The organism is Limnohabitans sp. DM1 (assembly GCF_001269385.1).
Classification (GTDB): Bacteria; Pseudomonadota; Gammaproteobacteria; order Burkholderiales; family Burkholderiaceae_C; genus Limnohabitans_A.
The window spans coordinates 33,860-51,415 of sequence record NZ_CXOO01000042.1; the positions used below are offsets into that span (position 1 = coordinate 33,860).

The following is a 17,556-nucleotide window of genomic DNA, read 5'->3' on the forward strand; positions in this document are numbered from 1 at the left end:
GGTAAGCGGGCGACGTTTCAGCGTTGGGCTTTGGTGAAGGTGGCAACGGGTTTCGTAGCGGCTTGCGCATGACGCGCAAGGACATGCGCAAACCCTTGGCGGGCACGCTCTGCTGCACCCGGGTTGCGCAAAAAGCGTGCCTCGTAGTGCAGCGCCAAGATCAGGCCATGAATTTCGAAAGCGATCTGGTAGGCATCGGAGTCACGGCTCAAATGCCCTTCATTCTGCGCCAGCTCGACCGCCCGGCGTAAAGCGGTTTGCCAAGTCGACACCGTTGAGGCCAAGGCATCACGCACGGGGCCAGTGCGGTCATCAAACTCCACCGCACCACTGATGTAAATGCAGCCCGAGTCAATTTCTGCCGACGTTTGCACCATCCAGTTGTCAAACATCGCCTGCAAGCGTGGCACACCACGAGGCTTTTGCATGGCCGCATAAAACACTTCGGCCTCAAAGCGCGTGTGGTACTCGCGGATCACGGAAATTTGCAACTCTTCGCGTGAGCCAAAGTGCGCAAACACACCGGACTTGCTCATGCCGGTGACTTCAGCCAGAGCGCCGATGGACAGGCCTTCCAGGCCAATCTGAGAAGCGAGGCCCAACGCAGCGTCGATGATCACGCTTTTGGTTTGCTGGCCTTTGATCAAAACACGCCGACCCATTTCTGGCATGGGCAGGGTTTCAACTTTGGAAGTGGGTTTGCGGGAAGCCATGGCAATCAAAATAGAACGGTCGTGCTATTTTGCACCAAATCTTCGCGATTCCCGCGAAACTTTGCAGGAATCAGGGTAAATCGGTAGGAACCACGATGTCGAAGCGCAAGCCACCGATCTACAAGACCCCTGTAGGTCGATGGCTTCAGCCCCGACATAGCTTCTTCGATGACTGGGGTTCAGGCCTTGAAAGCCACCACATTCTGGGTTTGCTCGCCCAGACCGTCGATGCCCAAGCGCATTACATCGCCCCGCTTCAAGAACACGGGTGCAGGCTTGCCGTCTACCTTGACGCCCATGCCCACGCCGGGCGGGGTGCCCGTGGTAATGATGTCGCCCGGCTCCAGGGTCATGAACTGGCTCACGTAGCTGACCAGCTTGGCCACACCAAAAATCATGGTCTTGGTGTTGCCGGTTTGAAAGCGCACGCCGTTCACGTCCAGCCACATGCCCAGGGCTTGCGGGTTGGGCACTTCGTCGCGGGTCACCAACCAAGGTCCGACGGGGCCGAAGGTGTCGCAGCCCTTGCCCTTGTCCCAGGTGGCACCGCGCTCGAGTTGGTATTCGCGCTCGCTCACATCGTTGATCACGCAGTAACCGGCCACATGGTTCAGGGCGTCTTTTTGCGTGACATAACGGGTGCGGGTGCCGATGACGATGCCCAACTCGACTTCCCAGTCGGTTTTCTTGGAGCCTTTGGGCAGCATGACGTCATCGTTAGCCCCCTGAATGCAAGAGATCGCCTTGGTGAACACGATGGGTTCTTTGGGGATGGGCATGCCCGACTCGGCCGCGTGGTCGGCGTAGTTCAGACCAATGGCGATGAACTTGCTGGTGTACGAGATGGGTGTGCCGAAACGTTTTTTGCCGCGCACCAATGGCAGCTTGTCGGTCTTGACCTTGGCCAGTTTGGCCAGGGACTTGTCGTTCAAAAGATCAGGGGTGATGTCCTTGACCACGGCACTGAGGTCGCGCAAACGGCCATCGGCGTCAATCAGGCCTGGTTTTTCTTTGCCGGGTTGGCCATAGCGAACGAGTTTCATAAAACCTCTCTGTGTGAAAAAAATCAATAGGTGGAACGGCCACCCGACAGGTCAAAGACCGCGCCGGTGGAGAAGGAACATTCTTCGGTGCTCAGCCAAGTCACCATGGCGGCGACTTCTTCGGGCTCGCCAAAGCGAGCCATCGGAATTTTGGAGAGCATGAACTGGATGTGCTCGGGCGTCATTTGATCAAAGATCGCCGTCTTCACAGCCGCCGGGGTGACACAGTTGACGCGCACGCCCGTGTCGGCCAGCTCTTTGCCCAGCGACTTGGTCAAGCCAATCACCGCCGCCTTGCTCGCACTGTAAGCGCTGGCGTTGGGATTGCCGTCCTTGCCCGCCACCGAGGCGATGTTGACGATGCGCCCGTAATTGCGCGCCTTCATGTGGGCGCTGAGTTCACGGCAGCAATGGAACAAGCCGTGCACGTTCACATCGAACACCTGTTTCCAGGCGTCCACCGGGTAGTCCCACACCTTGACATTGGGGCCGGTGATGCCCGCGCTGTTGACCAGCACATCCACCCCCGCCAGCGCCGTGGTTTGCGCGGTGGCTTGCACCACCGAGGCGTGGTCGGCCACATCGACCTGCACGGTGTTGACCACCGCACCCAACTGCCCTTGGCGCAACTGTTCAGCAGCTTGGGCCATGCCTGCGGCATCGCGGTCCCAGATGGTGACGCGTGCGCCCGAGGCCAGCATGCGCTGCGCAATCGCAAAACCCAGGCCAGTGGCCGCACCGGTGATGACCGCGTGACGGCCTTTCATGTCGAGCAAATTCATACGGTCTTTCTAAGGTTCAGGCCCATCAAGCCTGAATGAATGACTAAGTCGCTGGATGTCTTTTTGTAGGAGCTTGCCCTGCTGGCGATAAAGTTCTTGCGAACCGCAAGAAATCGCTTGCAGGGCAAGCTCCTACAAAGGTGATTTCCTGCAAGGTCCTCAAATGGTCATGCCACCGTCCACCATGTAGGCATTGCCCGTGGCGAAGATGGATTCGTCGGAAGCGAGGAAGGTGACGATGGGCGCGATTTCGTGCGCCTGCGCCAAACGGCCCATGGGCTGGCGGTTGATGAAGTCTTGCCTGGCCTGCACCGGGTCGGCATAGCTGTTGATGCGGTCTTGCAGCGAAGGCGTGTCCACGGTGCCGGGGCAGATGCAATTGCACCGCACGCCTTGGCGCACGTAGTCGGCCGCCACGCTTTTGGTCAGGCCAATCACGGCCGCCTTGCTGGTGCCGTAGATGAAGCGGTTGGGCAAGCCGCGCACGCTGGAACACACGCTGGCCATGTTGATGATGCTGCCGCCGTGGCCGGTTTGTGCAAACTGCGCCACCATTTTGGGAATGACCGCCTGGATCATCCAGAACTGCGAGCGCACGTTCAGATTGAAAGCGAACTCCCAGTCCTCGTCGGTGGCCAATTCAATGTTGCCGTTGTGCACATAGCCTGCGCAATTGAAGACGATGTCGATGCGCGGTAAGCTGGCCACCTGGGTGGCGATGGCTGCTTTGTCGAGCACGTTGAGCACGGCGGTGTGCACATTGGCCACGCCTTGGTAAGACTTGAGCAGCTCGGCGTTCACATCGGTGGCATAGACCGTTGCGCCCTCGGCGGCCATGGCCAGCGCAGCCGCTTGGCCAATGCCTTGGCCAGCAGCGGTGACCAATGCGGTTTTTCCTTTGAGTCTCATGGTGTGAATTTTTTTGATTACGTTTGGAAGCTCGTCTAAGAGCCCGCATCAATGACAACGAACAGCTACTGCAGAAGTAACCTAATCAAGAACGGTTGTGTCTAAATGGGGTAAATGCCCATGCGAAATCACTTGACCTTGGAATTTTGAACATGTGATGATTGTGCAACTGGTCAGACCCATTTCCCCATTCACGTTATCCCTGATTTTTCGAATGCCCCTTAAATCTTTGGCCTCTCATCGTTAGCCCGTCAAATCGCCAGGCAACTTTGCATATGGCTGGTGGGGATCCATTTTTATTCAACACATGCAAAATTTCATCATCCGCCTGCACCCCGCCGACGATGTCGTCATTGCTCGCACTCAACTCATGAGCGGCAGCGCCGTCGAAGGCGTGCCCGTGCGCGGCCTGATCCCGCCGGGCCACAAGGTGGCCACCCGCGCCATCGCCGTGGGTAAGCCGGTGCGCCGCTACAACCAGATCATTGGCTTTGCGCACCAAGCCATTGCGCCGGGCGAGCATGTGCACACCCACAACCTGAACATGGGCGCAGAAAAAGGCAACTTTGAGCGCGACTACGCCATTGGCCAAGACGTCAAGCCCGAGCCCGCCCGCCAAGAAGCCAGCTTCATGGGTTACAAGCGCAGCGATGGTCGCGTGGCCACACGCAACTACATCGGGGTGCTGTCGAGCGTGAACTGCTCGGCTACCGCAGCACGCGCCATTGCCGACCACTTTTCCAAGCGCAACAACCCTCAAGCACTCGCCAACTTTCCGAATGTCGACGGCGTGGTGGCGTTGACGCATGGCACCGGTTGCGGCATGGACACCGAAGGTCTGGGTATCCAGTTGCTCGAGCGCACGCTGGCAGGCTACGCCACGCACGCCAACTTCTGGGGCGTGGTGGTGGTGGGCCTGGGCTGCGAGGCCAACCAGCTCAGCACCTGGCTGGCGCACAGCAGCTTGCGCGTGGGTGACACGCTCAAGGTCTTCAACATCCAGGACTCGGGCGGCACGCGCCTCACGGTCGAAAAAGGCATCGCCTTGATCGAAGAGATGCTGCCCCGCGCCAACGCCATCACCCGCGAGCCTTGCAGCGCCGAGCACATCACCGTGGGTTTGCAATGCGGCGGCTCGGACGGTTACTCGGGCATCAGCGCCAACCCGGCTTTGGGCGTGGCGGTGGACTTGCTGGTACAGCACGGCGGCACCGCGATCCTGAGCGAAACCCCCGAGATTTATGGTGCCGAGCATTTGCTCACGCGCCGTGCTGTGAAGCCCGAGGTGGCACACAAACTGATCGAGCGCATCCGCTGCTGGGAAAACTACACCGCCATCAACGGCGGCGAAATGAACAACAACCCCTCTCCTGGCAACAAAGCGGGTGGCCTGACCACCATCCTCGAAAAATCATTGGGTGCGGTAGCCAAAGGCGGCACCAGCAACTTGCAGGCGGTGTACGAATACGCCGAGCCGGTCACCGCCAAAGGCTTTGTCTACATGGACACACCCGGCTACGACCCGGTGAGCGCCACGGGCCAGGTGGCGGGTGGCGCCAACCTGATTTGCTTCACCACCGGACGCGGCAGCGCCTATGGCTGCGCGCCCTCGCCCAGCCTCAAGTTCTCGACCAACACGGCCTTGTGGAAAAAGCAGGAAGAAGACATGGACCTGAACTGCGGCGAGATCGTGGACGGCGGCGTGAGCATCGCCGAGATGGGCCAGCGCATCTTCGAGATGATCCTCGCCGCCGCATCGGGCGAGCCCACCAAGAGCGAGCGCCACGGTTACGGCCAAAACGAGTTTGTGCCCTGGCAAGTGGGCGCGGTGATGTGAATCCCTTGGCACGCCTTGCGGCCCACCCCACATCGCGCACGGGGTGCGCTCCTACAAAGACCCACATCCTCCATGTAGGAGCCCACCCTGTGGGCGATGGGCGTGGCACACGCCCAAAAAAACCATCGCGTACAGGGTGCGCTCCTACAAAGACCCACACCCTCCGTGTAGGAGCCCACCCTGTGGGCGATGGGCGTGGCACACGCCCCAAAATCGATCGCGCACAGCGGTGCACCGCTACAACCTCATCGTCTTGAAAGCCCCTCATGAGCCAACTCATCCAAGCCACCGATCTGCGCCAGCACATCACCCACATCATCGCCATGACCGGCAGCAACCCCGCCGAGGCCGCACAGGTGGCCGACAACCTGGTCATGGCCAACCTGAGCGGGCACGATTCGCACGGCGTGGGCATGGTGCCGCGCTATGTGGACGCGGTGCTCGAAGGTGGCCTGAGTCCCAACACAGGCGTGAAGGTGCTGCTCGACACCGGCCCCTTGCTGAACCTAGATGGCCAGCGCGGTTACGGCCAAATCACCGGCGTGCAAGCCATGCAGATGGGCATTGAACGCGCCAAGCAGCACGGCGTGTGCACCGTGGCGCTGAGCCGCTCGCACCACCTGGGCCGCATTGGCCACTTTGCCGAGATGGCCGTGGCGCAGGGTTTGGTGTCGGTGCATTTTGTGAACGTGCTCTCGCGCCCCGTGGTCGCGCCCTTTGGCGGTGGCGACGGGCGCTTTGGCACCAATCCGTGCTGCATCGGCGTGCCCATGGGCAACCGTGCGCCCTTTGTGCTGGACTTTGCCACCAGCCGCGTGGCGCAAGGCAAGATGCGCGTGGCGCACAACAAGGGCGAGCAAGTGCCACCCGGTTATTTGATCGACGAACACGGCCACCCCACCACCGACCCGGGTGTGGTGGTGGTGCCCCAGTCCAACGGCCTGTTTGGCGCACTGATGACCTTTGGCGACCACAAGGGCTTTGGCATGGCCATGGCCTGCGAGCTGCTGGGTGGCGCGCTCACCGGCAGTGGCACCTGGCACCGCGAAGCCGACCACCAACGGGCGGTCTTGAACGGCATGCTGACCATGCTGATCGATCCGGTGCGCCTGGGCACACAAGCCATGTTCGAACAAGAAGCCCTGGCCTTTGCCGACTGGCTGCGCCAAAGCCCCGATGCGCCGGGCAGCGATGGCGTGCGCATGGCGGGCGAGCCCGAGCGCGCAGCCCGCGCAGAGCGCGAGCAAAACGGCATCTGGATCGACGACGCCACCTGGGCCGAGATCGAAGCGTCTGAACAGAAACTCCAAGCAAGATCCGCGACTTGAAGATGACTGGATTTCATGTAGGAGCCAGCCCTGCTAGCGATGCGAGCGCTTGCGGTCCGCAGGTTGATCGCTTGCAGGGCAAGCTCCTACACATCACCTCGGGCATATGCCTTGTTCCCTGTAGGAGCCAGCCCTGCTGGCGATGCGGGTGCTGGTGGTCCGCAGGCTGTTCGCTTGCAGGCAAGCTCTTACACATCACCCCGGGCATATGCCTTGTTCCCCGTAGGAGCCAGCCCTGCTGGCGATACGAGCGCTTGCGGTCCGCAGGCTGTTCGCTTGCAGGCAAGCTCCTACACATCACCTCGGGCATATGCCTTGTTCCCCATAGGAGCCAGCCCTGCTGGCGATGCGAACGCTTGCGGTCCGCAGGCTTTTCGGTTGCAGGCAAGCTCCTACAACGAGCGGCGCGCTTATTCGTTTGAAACCCCTTCTTCAAGACACATTCACCATGCCACTGTCTGCCCACACCCTTTCATCGCTGCCATCCAACGTGAAAGTCCCCAACTATGACCGTACAGCCCACGCCCCCGGCGTGGTGCACTTGGGGCTGGGGGCTTTTCACCGCGCCCACCAAGCCATGGTGTTTGACCACCTGCTGGCCACGGGCGACACGCGCTGGGGCATTCACGGCATCGGCATGACGCGGCCCGACTTGGTGAACCAGCTGCGGGCGCAAGACGGCCTGTACGCCGTGCGCGTGGCCGATGGCACGGGTGTGAAGTGGCAAGTGCCCGGAGCCCTGTGGCGCATGAATGTGGCCGCCACCGAGCGCGATGCGGTGGTGCAGGCGATGGCCGCACCCGCCACCCGCTGGGTCACACTCACCGTCACAGAAAAAGGCTACACCCCCGCTTTAGGCCAACTGCTGCTGGACGGCTTGCGCCTGCGCCAGCAAGGCGGTTTGCCGGGCATCACTGTGGCCTCGTGTGACAACCTGCAAGGCAATGGCCACAAGCTGCAGGCCTTGGTCAAGGCCACCGCTACAGCGCAAGACGGCGAGCTGCTGCGCTGGATGGATGCGCATTGCGCCTTTCCGTGCAGCATGGTCGACCGCATCGTGCCCGCCTCCACCGCCGAAGTGCTGGCCGCCGCCAGCCAAGCGCTGGGCCTGCGCGACGATGCGTCACTCAGTACCGAAGGATTTTGGGAATGGGTGATCGAAGACCGCTTTGCGGACCCGTCTGACGCCGCCCTGCTGCACAACGCAGGTGTGCGCGTGACGGGCGATGTGCACAGCTACGAAGAAGCCAAGCTGCGCATGCTCAACGGCAGCCACACGGCCATGGCACTCATGGGGGCGATCACGGGCAGGCCCTTCATTGCCAGCTGCATTGGTGTGCCGGACATTCGTGAGTTTGTTTACCGCCTGATGGGCCAAGAAGTCGCGCCGCACCTGAGTCGCTCCGACTGGGCAGATTACCGCGACGCGCTGATCGCGCGCTTTGGCAACCCGTACTTGAAGCACAGCGTGCACCAGATCGCCACCGACAGCTCGCAAAAAATCCCGCAGCGCTGGCCGCCCTCGGTGCTCGGGCAAATCGCCAAGGGTGCGTCGTTTGAGCACCACGCGCTGGCAGCAGCCGTGTTTGTGCGCTACACGCTGGGCGTGGACGAGCAAGGCCAAGCCTACACACTGAACGACCCGCAAGCCAAAAGCCTGATGGCCCTGGGCGCTGCTCAGCGCACCGAACCCGAAGCCTGCGTTCGCGCCCTGCTGGCCCGTGAAGACCTGTGGGGCAGCGCCCTGCCCCAACACGCAGCCTGGATCGCCCGCGTCACGCACTGGCACCAACAGGTTCTGCAACACGGCGTGGACGCCGCAGTCCAGCAACTGCTGAGCACAGCCGCATGACAAATGCCGCATCGCATCAAAACCCCGACACGGGTTCCCGTAGGTCGGCAGCTTCAGCTCCGACATTTGCCCGCTTCGGCAAAAGCCTCATGTCTAGGCGGAAGCCCCCGACCGCCCAAACACACCGCCCCCATAAGTCGGCAGCTTCAGCTCCGACGCTTGTCCGCATCGGCGCAAGCCTCATGTCGGGGCTAAAGCCGCCGACCTACAAAATCCAATCTGACGCCATTGCATGACACTGCAATCACTCCCGCAAACCAAGCCATGAAAATCACCGCCGCCCGCGTCATCATCTGCAGTCCCGGCCGCAACTTCGTCACCCTCAAGATCGAGACCGACCAGGGCGTTTACGGCATCGGCGACGCCACGCTCAACGGCCGCGAGCTGGCCGTGGTCAGCTACCTCGAAGACCATGTCATCCCCTGCCTGATCGGGCGCGCCCCGCAGCAGATCGAAGACATCTGGCAATACCTCTACAAAGGCGCCTACTGGCGTCGCGGCCCAGTGACCATGAGCGCGATTGCTGCCGTGGACACCGCGCTGTGGGACATCAAGGCCAAGATGGCGAACATGCCGCTGTACCAGTTGCTGGGCGGGCGCAGCCGCACCGGGGTCATGGTCTACGGCCACGCCAATGGCCGCGACACGGCCGAGACGGTCGATGAAGTCTTGCGCCACAAAGAAGAAGGCTACTTGGCCATCCGCGCCCAAAGCGGCGTGCCGGGCCTGAACAAGGTCTATGGCGTGAGCGGAACCAACCGCCTGTACGAACCCGCCGACGGCACCCTGCCCAGCGAGCACGACTGGAGCACCGAGAAGTATTTGCGTCACACCCCTGGCCTGTTTGAAGCCGTGCGCGAAGCCGTAGGTCCCGACATCCATTTGCTGCACGACGTGCACCACCGCCTGACACCCATCGAAGCCGGGCAGCTGGGCAAAGCACTGGAGCCCATGCGCCTGTTCTGGATGGAAGACCCGACGCCCGCCGAAAACCAGGACGCCTTCCAGTGGATACGCCACCACACCACCACACCGATCGCGGTGGGCGAGATTTTCAACAGCATCTGGGACTGCAAAACGCTGATCGAAAAACAGCGGATCGACTACATCCGCACCACCGTGGTCCACGCGGGCGGCATCACACACCTGCGCCGCATCGCCGACCTGGCCAGCCTCTACCAAGTGCGCACCGGCTGCCACGGCGCAATCGATTTGTCCCCCGTGTGCATGGGCGCTGCCCTGCACTTTGACACCTGGGTGCCCAACTTCGGCGTGCAAGAGTTCATGCCGCACAGCGAGGAAATGCTCACGGTCTTCCCGCACGACTACCGTTTTGAGCGCGGCATGATGCACTGCGGTGAATCAACCGGCCACGGGGTGGACATTGATGAAAAGCTGGCTGAGAAGTACCCGTATCAAAGGGCTTATTTGCCGGTGAACCGGTTGCAGCATGATGGGACTTTGTGGAATTGGTGAGGGGCGCTGGACGTGGATGGGCTGCTTTGCAGCGTTTGGTGCCAATCGTGGACGTCAGCTTGGCAGCAATTCAATCGACTTCCAATCAACGCTCATGCATGGCAGGTTCTTGATGGCAATTAAGTGCGATTCACTACGGCCAATTCAACGGACGAAAAGCAGTGGGCATTGAAAACTGCGGATTTCTTTCGGCAATCGCTCCTCGGCAAACAATCGATTTGAATCTATGTGGCGGCAGCGCTCGGTAACTGGCGGCTCCCCTCGTGAGCTGCGCATAGATAATGACGCACAACACAAAGGAACTACTATGGCATTTAGGGATGAAAAGGTCGTCAACGTCAAAGACATCGAGCGCGGGGAAATTCTGTACACCGACAACGCAGGCGAGGAACACACGTACTATCAGCGTCACATCATGTGGATTGGGGTCCATTCGCTGGAAGTCCAGACCAGCCTAAGCAATTTCGGGGAGGAAGGTAAGGAGCCACAGCTTATGACAGGTGTGCGTGGCACTGTCGCACTGGAGGATTGGAGGATTGGAGGATTGGAGCATCTCAGTTGTCGGGGACCCGAAGTCCAAGGTGCGGCGCTTGACGATTAGCCTGGACGCAGGTGACTGGAAACCACAGTCGCTCGAACCGACCGAACATGAACTACTGACCCTATCCAACGAGCTGGGCAGCGCCATGCTCGGATTCAACCGGGCGGATTGGGAAATTGGTGTCGATGATGAATGGTGGATCACCTGCTACCTACCCAAAGCCTTCATTGATGCCTTGGTGGCCGACATCCGCAACAGCCATATCTACAGCATGAGGTTGGGTTTGAAACTCCAGGGCCTGTACACCACAGACCCTTTTTCTTACCGCGGTGACTTGTTCATCCGCCCTGACCGGAAGGACAACACGATCGCTATTCCTGACATGGCCACCGGCTTTGTGAGATCGATTAACTTCACCTCAACGCCCCGCGACCTTCGCAAACCTGAGCCTGCGGAGCCGGTAGAGCCCGAATACGAAGACACACCGCCAAACCCAGACCCTATGGCCGTTGCCATCGCTTCCCTTGGGGCTCAGGTTGAACAAATGCGAAATACCTTCAAGTGGATCGCCAGCTTCATCGTGCTAGCGCTCATTTTCGCAGCAGGCAAATAGGCAATGGATCTCGTTTCGCCAAAGCTGTATCGAGATCACATGATCGAAGTGAAACAGCGCTTCAGGTCGATCGATAGGATCCTCGGTGCCAAGAAGCCCCGGACGTTGAACGCGGAGTTCGATGATGAGTTCATGTGGCTACAGCTCCGACAAATCGTCGAGTTGGTGGCGTACTCAGCAATAGCCGCCGATGAGGAACGTTACGCCGCGCTTCGCCAGAAGCAGAATAAGAACGCCGACTACCGGGTCGACGGTAAGCCGGCGAAGGTATTGAAGCACCTTAGTCAAATCAGCCCGCACTTCCTGCCGAAGTCGCTGGGATTCATGTTGTCGCAAGCGGACGGAACCAAACATTTCGAGAGCGGTCCCGAGGACGCCGTTCTGGAGCGACTACTAGATATTCACGACACTGCTGGTCAGCACCTCCACGCCATCAACCCGTTCAATGAAAAAAATGTGAAGGATCTAAAGATACGCCGTCCCGCCGCGAGGATGCGTATCGAAAAGGAAACGCGCTACTTGAAGGGTGTGCTGTGGGATCATGTGAAGATCGGCCTCAAATTTCCACTTGGCTCTTCACCGTCAGAACTTGAAAGCCCAGAGCAGGCCTGGATCGTCAAATTTGGCGATCCCGAAACTGAAGGGGTCCAGATGATCTTGGCCCAAGGGATTTAATTCGGCTTTTTGCTGGATAAATCTGATTCCAATGACAGATATGCAGCAGGTTTTTTGGATATTCCTGTGTCGGCTTTCAGCCTGCGGCAGTCATTGCATCACAAAGGCAGAAAGCCCAGTAACTTCCACCTATCTCGCATAGCCGTACCCCGACTCCCAAGCCTACGCCATCTGCGCCCGCAGCGCCTTGGGCACGCGCGGGTCGCTTTTGGTTTTTTCCATGCTGCGGTGCGCGGCTTGGTGGATGCGCTACAGGGTGCAAGCGGGTTGGCTGACGCCATACTTCCTCTAATCCTTTTCAGGGGACGACCATGTCGCGATAAAAGTATTGCGACACTTTGTCGGTCTCCATGTCACCATTCCACCTTTCGCGACAAGAGCGCATTTGCCCAATGCCCTTTTGATGCAGTCTCACCAAGCTGAGGAGGATGCCATCACCCAATATCCCGACGAACAAAGCCTGCCATCTGCGCTAAATCGGCGAACTTTGCAGCGTTGGCTCAATGCGCTCATGGCCCAGCATCGGATTCGCCGCGAAGGCCATGCCCGTGCCGTGAACTATTGGTGCATCAAGCCAGTTGACTCGGCCGCGCAGGCCATGCGTCAACCTGTTGGGTACAAGCGTGATTTTCTGGACAGTTATCTGCCCAACGAAACGGCCTACCAAAGCCAGGACATTCGTGATGAACTGCTCTTGCAGGGGCAGGTCTTGGGTGGACATGAGCCCGCTGGCACTTACGCCAGGCAACTGACCGATCGCTTGTTGATTGACTTGTCGAGGAACTCCAGCCGCCTGGAGGGCAACACTTTGTTGTGGCGGTTGCCTACATTCAAGTGAGCATCACCCTTGCACACGCCTTCAGCGGATCAACACCATCCCCGCGTGTTTCGCGGCACCCACGTCAAAAGTCATGGTCTGCACACATCCTGCCGAAGCGGCTGTGCGCTCAATCAAGCAATCTGCAAAATCTGCCTTGCCTTCATCAAAAACCCGCAGTGCACGCAGCACCTGATCGGCACGATCCACGACGATCTGCTTGGTTCGAAGCAGGACTTCCAGCGCCTGTTTGACCTGCTGTGCACTCAGGTCATAACAAGAGGTCAGTACCCAATACAACTCCACCACAGAAACCACGGTGATGAAGCCCGGATGGTCTGAATCCAATGACTCGATCAGTGCCGTGGCCTTGGGTGATTGCTTGGCATCGTCTTGCATGATGTAGCGCACGAGGACATTGGTGTCCAGTCCAATCATCTTGCTGCCGCTCCACGCTGAGCAACGGCTTTGTTCATGTCATCGATGGAAACTTTTTTTGCCGGTTTTCCGAACATCCCTTTGAGTTGAGTGACGTTCTGTGTGGCAGCCACAAATTCGTACCGACCCGGTGCGATTTGGATGAATTCGACACGATCACCCGTATCAACTTTCAAGTCGCGACGAACATCGGCGGGAATGGTGATTTGTCCTTTGCTGGTGAGCATGGCCATGGTCATATTACATATCTCCTTATTATCCTTACATTAATGTAAGGCATTTCCAAAGTCAACACAATTGACAGACCCATTTCACGCATTTTTCCGCATTGTCTGCGTCGCCAATCGAGACATTCAGCAGACGGATTTTTTCAGGAAGCATCGACGTCCTCGTCCATGAATCTGGCGGCGACTTCGTCGGCTGTTGGCAAGCCTGCGCGCTCCATGCGCATCACCAACCCCATGGCCCCCATGACGGCCAGGAGCGACGAAACCGTGGACTCTTCTCCCGCTTCCAGCCGATAGATCACTTCGCGAACCTTGCCAGCCTTTTCGGCCAGAGCAGACTTGCTCATGCCCAGCGCTTCTCGGCGGGCTTGCAGTTGGCGGCCCAGTTCATCGGGAAGGCGGATATTGTCAGTCATGGCATGCATTTTTGCAGCAACCATTCTAAATTGCAAGCCATGACTTGCAATTTACCCCTGTACATCCATGGTCTCATCTGCTGGCAATCCAGTACTTATTGCCACTATTCATGGCGTCTGCAAGCTCTAAACGCTCTCGCAGGGTGTGTCTGGCATCAACCCTAAACGTCGGACTCTTCGAGTGCCGACTTACAAGACGGTCATCTCGAAGTACGGCCCTGCAAGTAAATGGGCGATTACAGGATGCGGGCCAACGCAGCCTGCAAATGCTCTGACGGCTGGCGTTTGAAGCCCGAGCGCACAAAGCGCTGCAAGCGCCCTTGCATGAAGGCCACCAGCACCGACGCGGCCACCTGGGCATCGGCGGTGGGGGTGTTGGAGTCTGACACTTTGAGTGACTGGCGCAGTTGCGCTTCGATCTTGTCGAACAGCAAGTTGATGCGCTCTTGCAGGCGTTCGTTTTCCAGCACCAGCGCGTCGCCGGTCATGACGCGGCACATGCCGGGATTTTTTTCGGCGAACTGCAGCAGCAGTGCCACGATGCGTGCAGCTTGGTTGGGGCCTGGGGCTTCGCGGTCGGTGACCTGACGGATCAGGCCCACCACGGACTGGTCGACAAAATCAATCAGACCTTCAAACATCTGGGCCTTGCTGGCAAAGTGCCGGTACAGGGCCGCTTCGCTCACCCCGATCTTGCCCGCCAAGGACGCGGTGGTCACGCGCTCTGCGCCGGGCTGCTCCAGCATGGACGCCAGGGTTTGCAGGATCTGCAGGCGGCGCTCACCGGGTCGTGGGCGTTTGCGGGCAGGCGCTTCGGCGGTGGCTTCGCTGGTTTCGTCTAAATCGGACATGTGCTCCCCCGTTCTTTTATTTGTGATGGATCAACGGCTTTTGATCATGGTGCCGAAGGCCTGCTCGGACAGAACTTCGAGCAGCATGGCGTGGGGCACGCGGCCGTCGATGATGTGCACGGCATTGACGCCACTCTTGGCTGCATCCAAAGCGCCCGCGATTTTGGGGATCATGCCGCCGCTGATGGTGCCGTCGGCACACAGCTCGTCGATGCGGTTGGGCGTCAGCTCGGTGAGCAAGTTGCCCTCTTTGTCGAGCACGCCCCGGATGTTGGTCAGCATCAAGAGCTTCTCGGCCTGCAGCACGGTGGCCAGTTTGGCGGCCACCACGTCGGCGTTGATGTTGTAGCTCTCGTTGTTCTCGCCAAAGCCGATGGGGCTGACCACCGGGATGAAGGCATCGTCTTGCAGGGCCTTCAAGATGGACGGGTCAATGCTGAGGATGTCGCCCACTTGGCCCACGTCCAGCTCTTTGCTGGGGTCTTGCGCGTCGATCAGGCGCAGTTTCTTGGCGCGGATCATGGCGCCATCGCGGCCCGTCAGGCCCACGGCCTTGCCGCCTGCGCGGTTGATCATGCCCACGATGTCTTGCTGCACTTCGCCGCCCAGCACCCACTCAACCACTTCCATGGTTTCGGCGTCGGTCACGCGCATGCCTTGCACGAACTCGCCTTTTTTGCCCAAACGGGTCAGGGCATTTTCAATTTGCGGGCCGCCGCCATGCACCACCACCGGGTTCATGCCCACCAGCTTGAGCAGCACCACGTCTTCGGCAAAGGCCTGCTGCAGGGCCGGATCGGTCATGGCGTTGCCGCCGTATTTGATGACCAGCGTTTTGCCGTGGAACTTGCGGATGTAGGGCATGGCCTGCGCCAGGATCTGGGCTTGGTCGCGGGGGGAGACGGTTGTGGCGGCAAGGGTGTCGGTCATGTTGCGAAACTTGGTTTCAAAGGGGACATTTGGAAGTGATTGTGCCGCAAGGGGTCTGCGCGCTCAGAGGATTTCGGCCAGCATGCGGTCCACCCCTTGCTGCCAGGGAGACAGCACCAGACCGAAGGTGTGCTGAAGTTTTTGCGTGTCCAGTCGGGAGTTGAGCGGCCGCTTGGCAGGCGTGGGAAATGCCGAGGTGGGCACGGGTGCAATCTCGGTCACTTTCAGCAGCTGCTCAGGCCTGAGCTGCTGCGCCTGGCTGATCACATGGCGGGCGTAGCCGTGCCAGCTGGTCTCGCCCGAAGCCACCAGGTGGTAAATGCCGCTGAGGGATGCGTCCTGACTCTGGAGGGCCTGACGCAGCGCATGCGCGGTCACGTCGGCAATCATGTCGGCCCCGGTGGGTGCGCCGTGTTGGTCGTCAATGACGGTCAAACGCTCGCGCTCGGCTGCCAGGCGCAGCATGGTTTTGGCAAAGTTTCCGCCGCGTGCGGCATAGACCCAGCTGGTGCGAAAAATCAGGTGCTTGGCGCCCGAGGCCTGAATGGCCTGCTCGCCTTCAAGCTTGGTCTGGCCATAAACGCTCAGCGGCGCTGTGGCGTCGCTCTCTTGCCAGGCTTGCTGGCCCTGGCCGTTGAACACGTAGTCGGTCGAGTAATGCACCAGCCAGGCGCCCACTTCAGCTGCAGCCTGGGCCAGCGCTTGCACGGCGGTGGCGTTCAGGCAGCGGGCCAGGTCGGGCTCAGACTCGGCTTTGTCGACCGCCGTGTGAGCGGCTGCGTTGACGATGACGTCGGGCCGCCAGTCGCGCACAGTTTGTGCCAGCTGTTCAGGTTGGCTCAGGTCACCGCAAAAGTCGGTGCTGTGACGGTCCAGCGCCAACACTTGGCCCAGGGGGGCCAGGCTGCGCTGCAACTCCCAGCCGACTTGGCCGTTTTTTCCCAAAAGCAGAATTTTCAAAAAAAGCTCCCAAAGTCATCGCGAGGAGCGAAGCAAAGCGGCGATCCATGTATGGCCGCCCTTCGCTCGCCATGACGCATTCATGCGTACTGCTTGTTCACCCAGTCGCGGTAGGCGCCGCTTTGCACATTGCTGACCCATTGCGGGTTGGCCAGGTACCACTCGACCGTTTTGCGGATGCCGGTTTCGAAGGTCTCAGCAGGCTTCCAGCCCAGCTCGGCTTCGAGCTTGCGAGCGTCGATGGCATAGCGCCGGTCGTGGCCGGGGCGGTCGGTCACGTAGGTGATTTGCGTGGCGTAGCTGCTGCCGTCGGCCTTGGGGCGCAACTCGTCGAGCAGCTTGCACACGGTGTTGACGATCTCGATGTTGGGCTTTTCATTCCAGCCGCCCACGTTGTAGGTCTCGCCCAGACGCCCGGCTTCGAGCACGCGGCGAATCGCGCTGCAGTGGTCCTTGACGTAGAGCCAGTCACGGATCTGCATGCCGTCACCGTACACCGGCAGCGGCTTGCCCGCCAGGGCGTTGACGATCATCAGCGGGATCAGTTTTTCCGGGAAATGGTAAGGCCCATAGTTGTTGCTGCAGTTGGTGGTCAGCACCGGCAAGCCATAGGTGTGGTGCCAGGCGCGCACCAGGTGGTCGCTAGCGGCCTTGCTGGCGCTGTAGGGGCTGTTGGGCTCGTAGCGGTTCGTCTCTGCGAATGCCGGATCGTCTTTGGACAGCGAGCCATACACCTCGTCGGTGGACACATGCAAAAAGCGGAATGCCGATTTTTCCTGCTCGGGCAAAGGAGACCAGTAACCGCGCACAGACTCCAACAGGCGGAAGGTGCCCACGATGTTGGTTTCGATGAAATCACCCGGGCCATGGATGGAGCGGTCCACATGGCTTTCGGCAGCGAAGTTGACCACCGCGCGGGGTTGGTGCTCGGCCAGCAAGCGGCTGACCCGTTCGGCGTCACCGATGTCACCCTGCACAAAGACATGCCGCGCATCGCCTTGCAGGCTGGACAAGGTCTCCAGATTGCCTGCGTAGGTGAGTTTGTCGAGGTTGATGACGGTTTCCTGGCTGAGTGCCAGCCAGTCGAGCACGAAATTGGCGCCGATGAATCCGGCCGCGCCGGTGACAAGAATGGTCATTTTTTTTTT

19 protein-coding genes are annotated in these 17,556 nt (G+C 59.9%); 8 read left to right on the forward strand and 11 right to left on the reverse strand.

Features of this window, described 5'->3' with window-relative positions:
- Positions 1 to 17: 17 nt before the first annotated feature.
- The 4 genes from AMM33_RS16055 to AMM33_RS16070 all read right to left on the reverse strand — a co-directional run bounded on the left by AMM33_RS16055 (position 18) and on the right by AMM33_RS16070 (position 3,447).
- Positions 18 to 713, reverse strand: coding sequence for a TetR/AcrR family transcriptional regulator (locus AMM33_RS16055; protein ID WP_090142304.1), 696 nt, complete (start codon positions 711 to 713; stop codon positions 18 to 20).
- A gap of 179 nt (positions 714 to 892) precedes the next feature.
- Positions 893 to 1,756 (reverse strand): fumarylacetoacetate hydrolase family protein, encoded by an 864-nt coding sequence (locus tag AMM33_RS16060; protein ID WP_090142305.1) that lies wholly within the window; start codon positions 1,754 to 1,756, stop codon positions 893 to 895.
- A 23-nt stretch (positions 1,757 to 1,779) separates the two neighbouring features.
- A complete protein-coding gene (locus AMM33_RS16065; protein WP_090142306.1) occupies positions 1,780 to 2,538 on the reverse strand; it encodes an SDR family NAD(P)-dependent oxidoreductase in 759 nt (252 codons plus the stop codon).
- A gap of 159 nt (positions 2,539 to 2,697) precedes the next feature.
- Positions 2,698 to 3,447, reverse strand: coding sequence for an SDR family oxidoreductase (locus tag AMM33_RS16070; protein ID WP_090142307.1), 750 nt, complete (start codon positions 3,445 to 3,447; stop codon positions 2,698 to 2,700).
- 307 nt (positions 3,448 to 3,754) lie between these two features.
- Here AMM33_RS16070 and AMM33_RS16075 point away from each other — a divergent pair, with 307 nt between their 5' ends.
- From AMM33_RS16075 to AMM33_RS16110, 8 genes are all read left to right on the forward strand, one after another.
- Complete coding sequence (locus AMM33_RS16075) at positions 3,755 to 5,284, forward strand: UxaA family hydrolase (RefSeq protein ID WP_090142308.1); 1,530 nt, start codon at positions 3,755 to 3,757, stop codon at positions 5,282 to 5,284.
- Between the two features lie 266 nt (positions 5,285 to 5,550).
- Positions 5,551 to 6,612, forward strand: a complete 1,062-nt coding sequence (locus AMM33_RS16080; protein ID WP_090142309.1) for a malate/lactate/ureidoglycolate dehydrogenase — start codon at positions 5,551 to 5,553, stop codon at positions 6,610 to 6,612.
- Between the two features lie 448 nt (positions 6,613 to 7,060).
- The gene (locus AMM33_RS16085) at positions 7,061 to 8,464 is read left to right on the forward strand and encodes a mannitol dehydrogenase family protein (protein ID WP_090142310.1); all 1,404 of its coding nucleotides are present in this window, start codon (positions 7,061 to 7,063) and stop codon (positions 8,462 to 8,464) included.
- A gap of 264 nt (positions 8,465 to 8,728) precedes the next feature.
- Positions 8,729 to 9,940, forward strand: coding sequence for a D-mannonate dehydratase ManD (manD, locus tag AMM33_RS16090; protein ID WP_090142311.1), 1,212 nt, complete (start codon positions 8,729 to 8,731; stop codon positions 9,938 to 9,940).
- 307 nt (positions 9,941 to 10,247) lie between these two features.
- A complete protein-coding gene (locus AMM33_RS16095; RefSeq protein ID WP_194945503.1) occupies positions 10,248 to 10,541 on the forward strand; it encodes a hypothetical protein in 294 nt (97 codons plus the stop codon).
- Positions 10,531 to 11,094 (forward strand): hypothetical protein, encoded by a 564-nt coding sequence (locus tag AMM33_RS16100; protein WP_090142313.1) that lies wholly within the window; start codon positions 10,531 to 10,533, stop codon positions 11,092 to 11,094. Before AMM33_RS16095 ends, AMM33_RS16100 begins: the two co-directional genes overlap by 11 nt.
- Before the next feature lie 39 nt (positions 11,095 to 11,133).
- Positions 11,134 to 11,769, forward strand: coding sequence for a hypothetical protein (locus AMM33_RS16105; RefSeq protein WP_194945504.1), 636 nt, complete (start codon positions 11,134 to 11,136; stop codon positions 11,767 to 11,769).
- A 403-nt stretch (positions 11,770 to 12,172) separates the two neighbouring features.
- Positions 12,173 to 12,607, forward strand: coding sequence for a hypothetical protein (locus AMM33_RS16110; protein ID WP_090142315.1), 435 nt, complete (start codon positions 12,173 to 12,175; stop codon positions 12,605 to 12,607).
- Between the two features lie 21 nt (positions 12,608 to 12,628).
- Here the strand turns inward: AMM33_RS16110 and AMM33_RS16115 are convergent, their stop codons facing one another.
- The 7 genes from AMM33_RS16115 to rfbB all read right to left on the reverse strand — a co-directional run bounded on the left by AMM33_RS16115 (position 12,629) and on the right by rfbB (position 17,547).
- A complete protein-coding gene (locus AMM33_RS16115; RefSeq protein WP_090142316.1) occupies positions 12,629 to 13,024 on the reverse strand; it encodes a PIN domain-containing protein in 396 nt (131 codons plus the stop codon).
- Complete coding sequence (locus tag AMM33_RS16120; RefSeq protein WP_090142317.1) at positions 13,021 to 13,263, reverse strand: AbrB/MazE/SpoVT family DNA-binding domain-containing protein; 243 nt, start codon at positions 13,261 to 13,263, stop codon at positions 13,021 to 13,023. The genes AMM33_RS16115 and AMM33_RS16120 overlap by 4 nt, the downstream gene beginning before the upstream one ends.
- 131 nt (positions 13,264 to 13,394) lie before the next feature.
- Positions 13,395 to 13,667 (reverse strand): helix-turn-helix domain-containing protein, encoded by a 273-nt coding sequence (locus tag AMM33_RS16125; protein WP_194945505.1) that lies wholly within the window; start codon positions 13,665 to 13,667, stop codon positions 13,395 to 13,397.
- A 236-nt stretch (positions 13,668 to 13,903) separates the two neighbouring features.
- A complete protein-coding gene (gene slmA / locus AMM33_RS16130; RefSeq protein WP_090142318.1) occupies positions 13,904 to 14,518 on the reverse strand; it encodes a nucleoid occlusion factor SlmA in 615 nt (204 codons plus the stop codon).
- Positions 14,519 to 14,548: 30 nt separating this feature from the next.
- Positions 14,549 to 15,448: an acetylglutamate kinase gene (argB, locus tag AMM33_RS16135; RefSeq protein ID WP_090142319.1), complete on the reverse strand. Its 900-nt coding sequence runs from the start codon at positions 15,446 to 15,448 to the stop codon at positions 14,549 to 14,551.
- 63 nt (positions 15,449 to 15,511) lie between these two features.
- Positions 15,512 to 16,408 carry a dTDP-4-dehydrorhamnose reductase gene (gene rfbD / locus AMM33_RS16140; RefSeq protein ID WP_090142320.1) on the reverse strand — a complete coding sequence of 299 codons (897 nt, stop codon included), beginning with the start codon at positions 16,406 to 16,408 and terminating at the stop codon, positions 15,512 to 15,514.
- Positions 16,409 to 16,488: 80 nt separating this feature from the next.
- Entirely contained in the window at positions 16,489 to 17,547 is a 1,059-nt protein-coding gene (gene rfbB / locus AMM33_RS16145; RefSeq protein ID WP_090142321.1) for a dTDP-glucose 4,6-dehydratase, read from the reverse strand.
- Between the last annotated feature and the right edge of the window lie 9 nt (positions 17,548 to 17,556).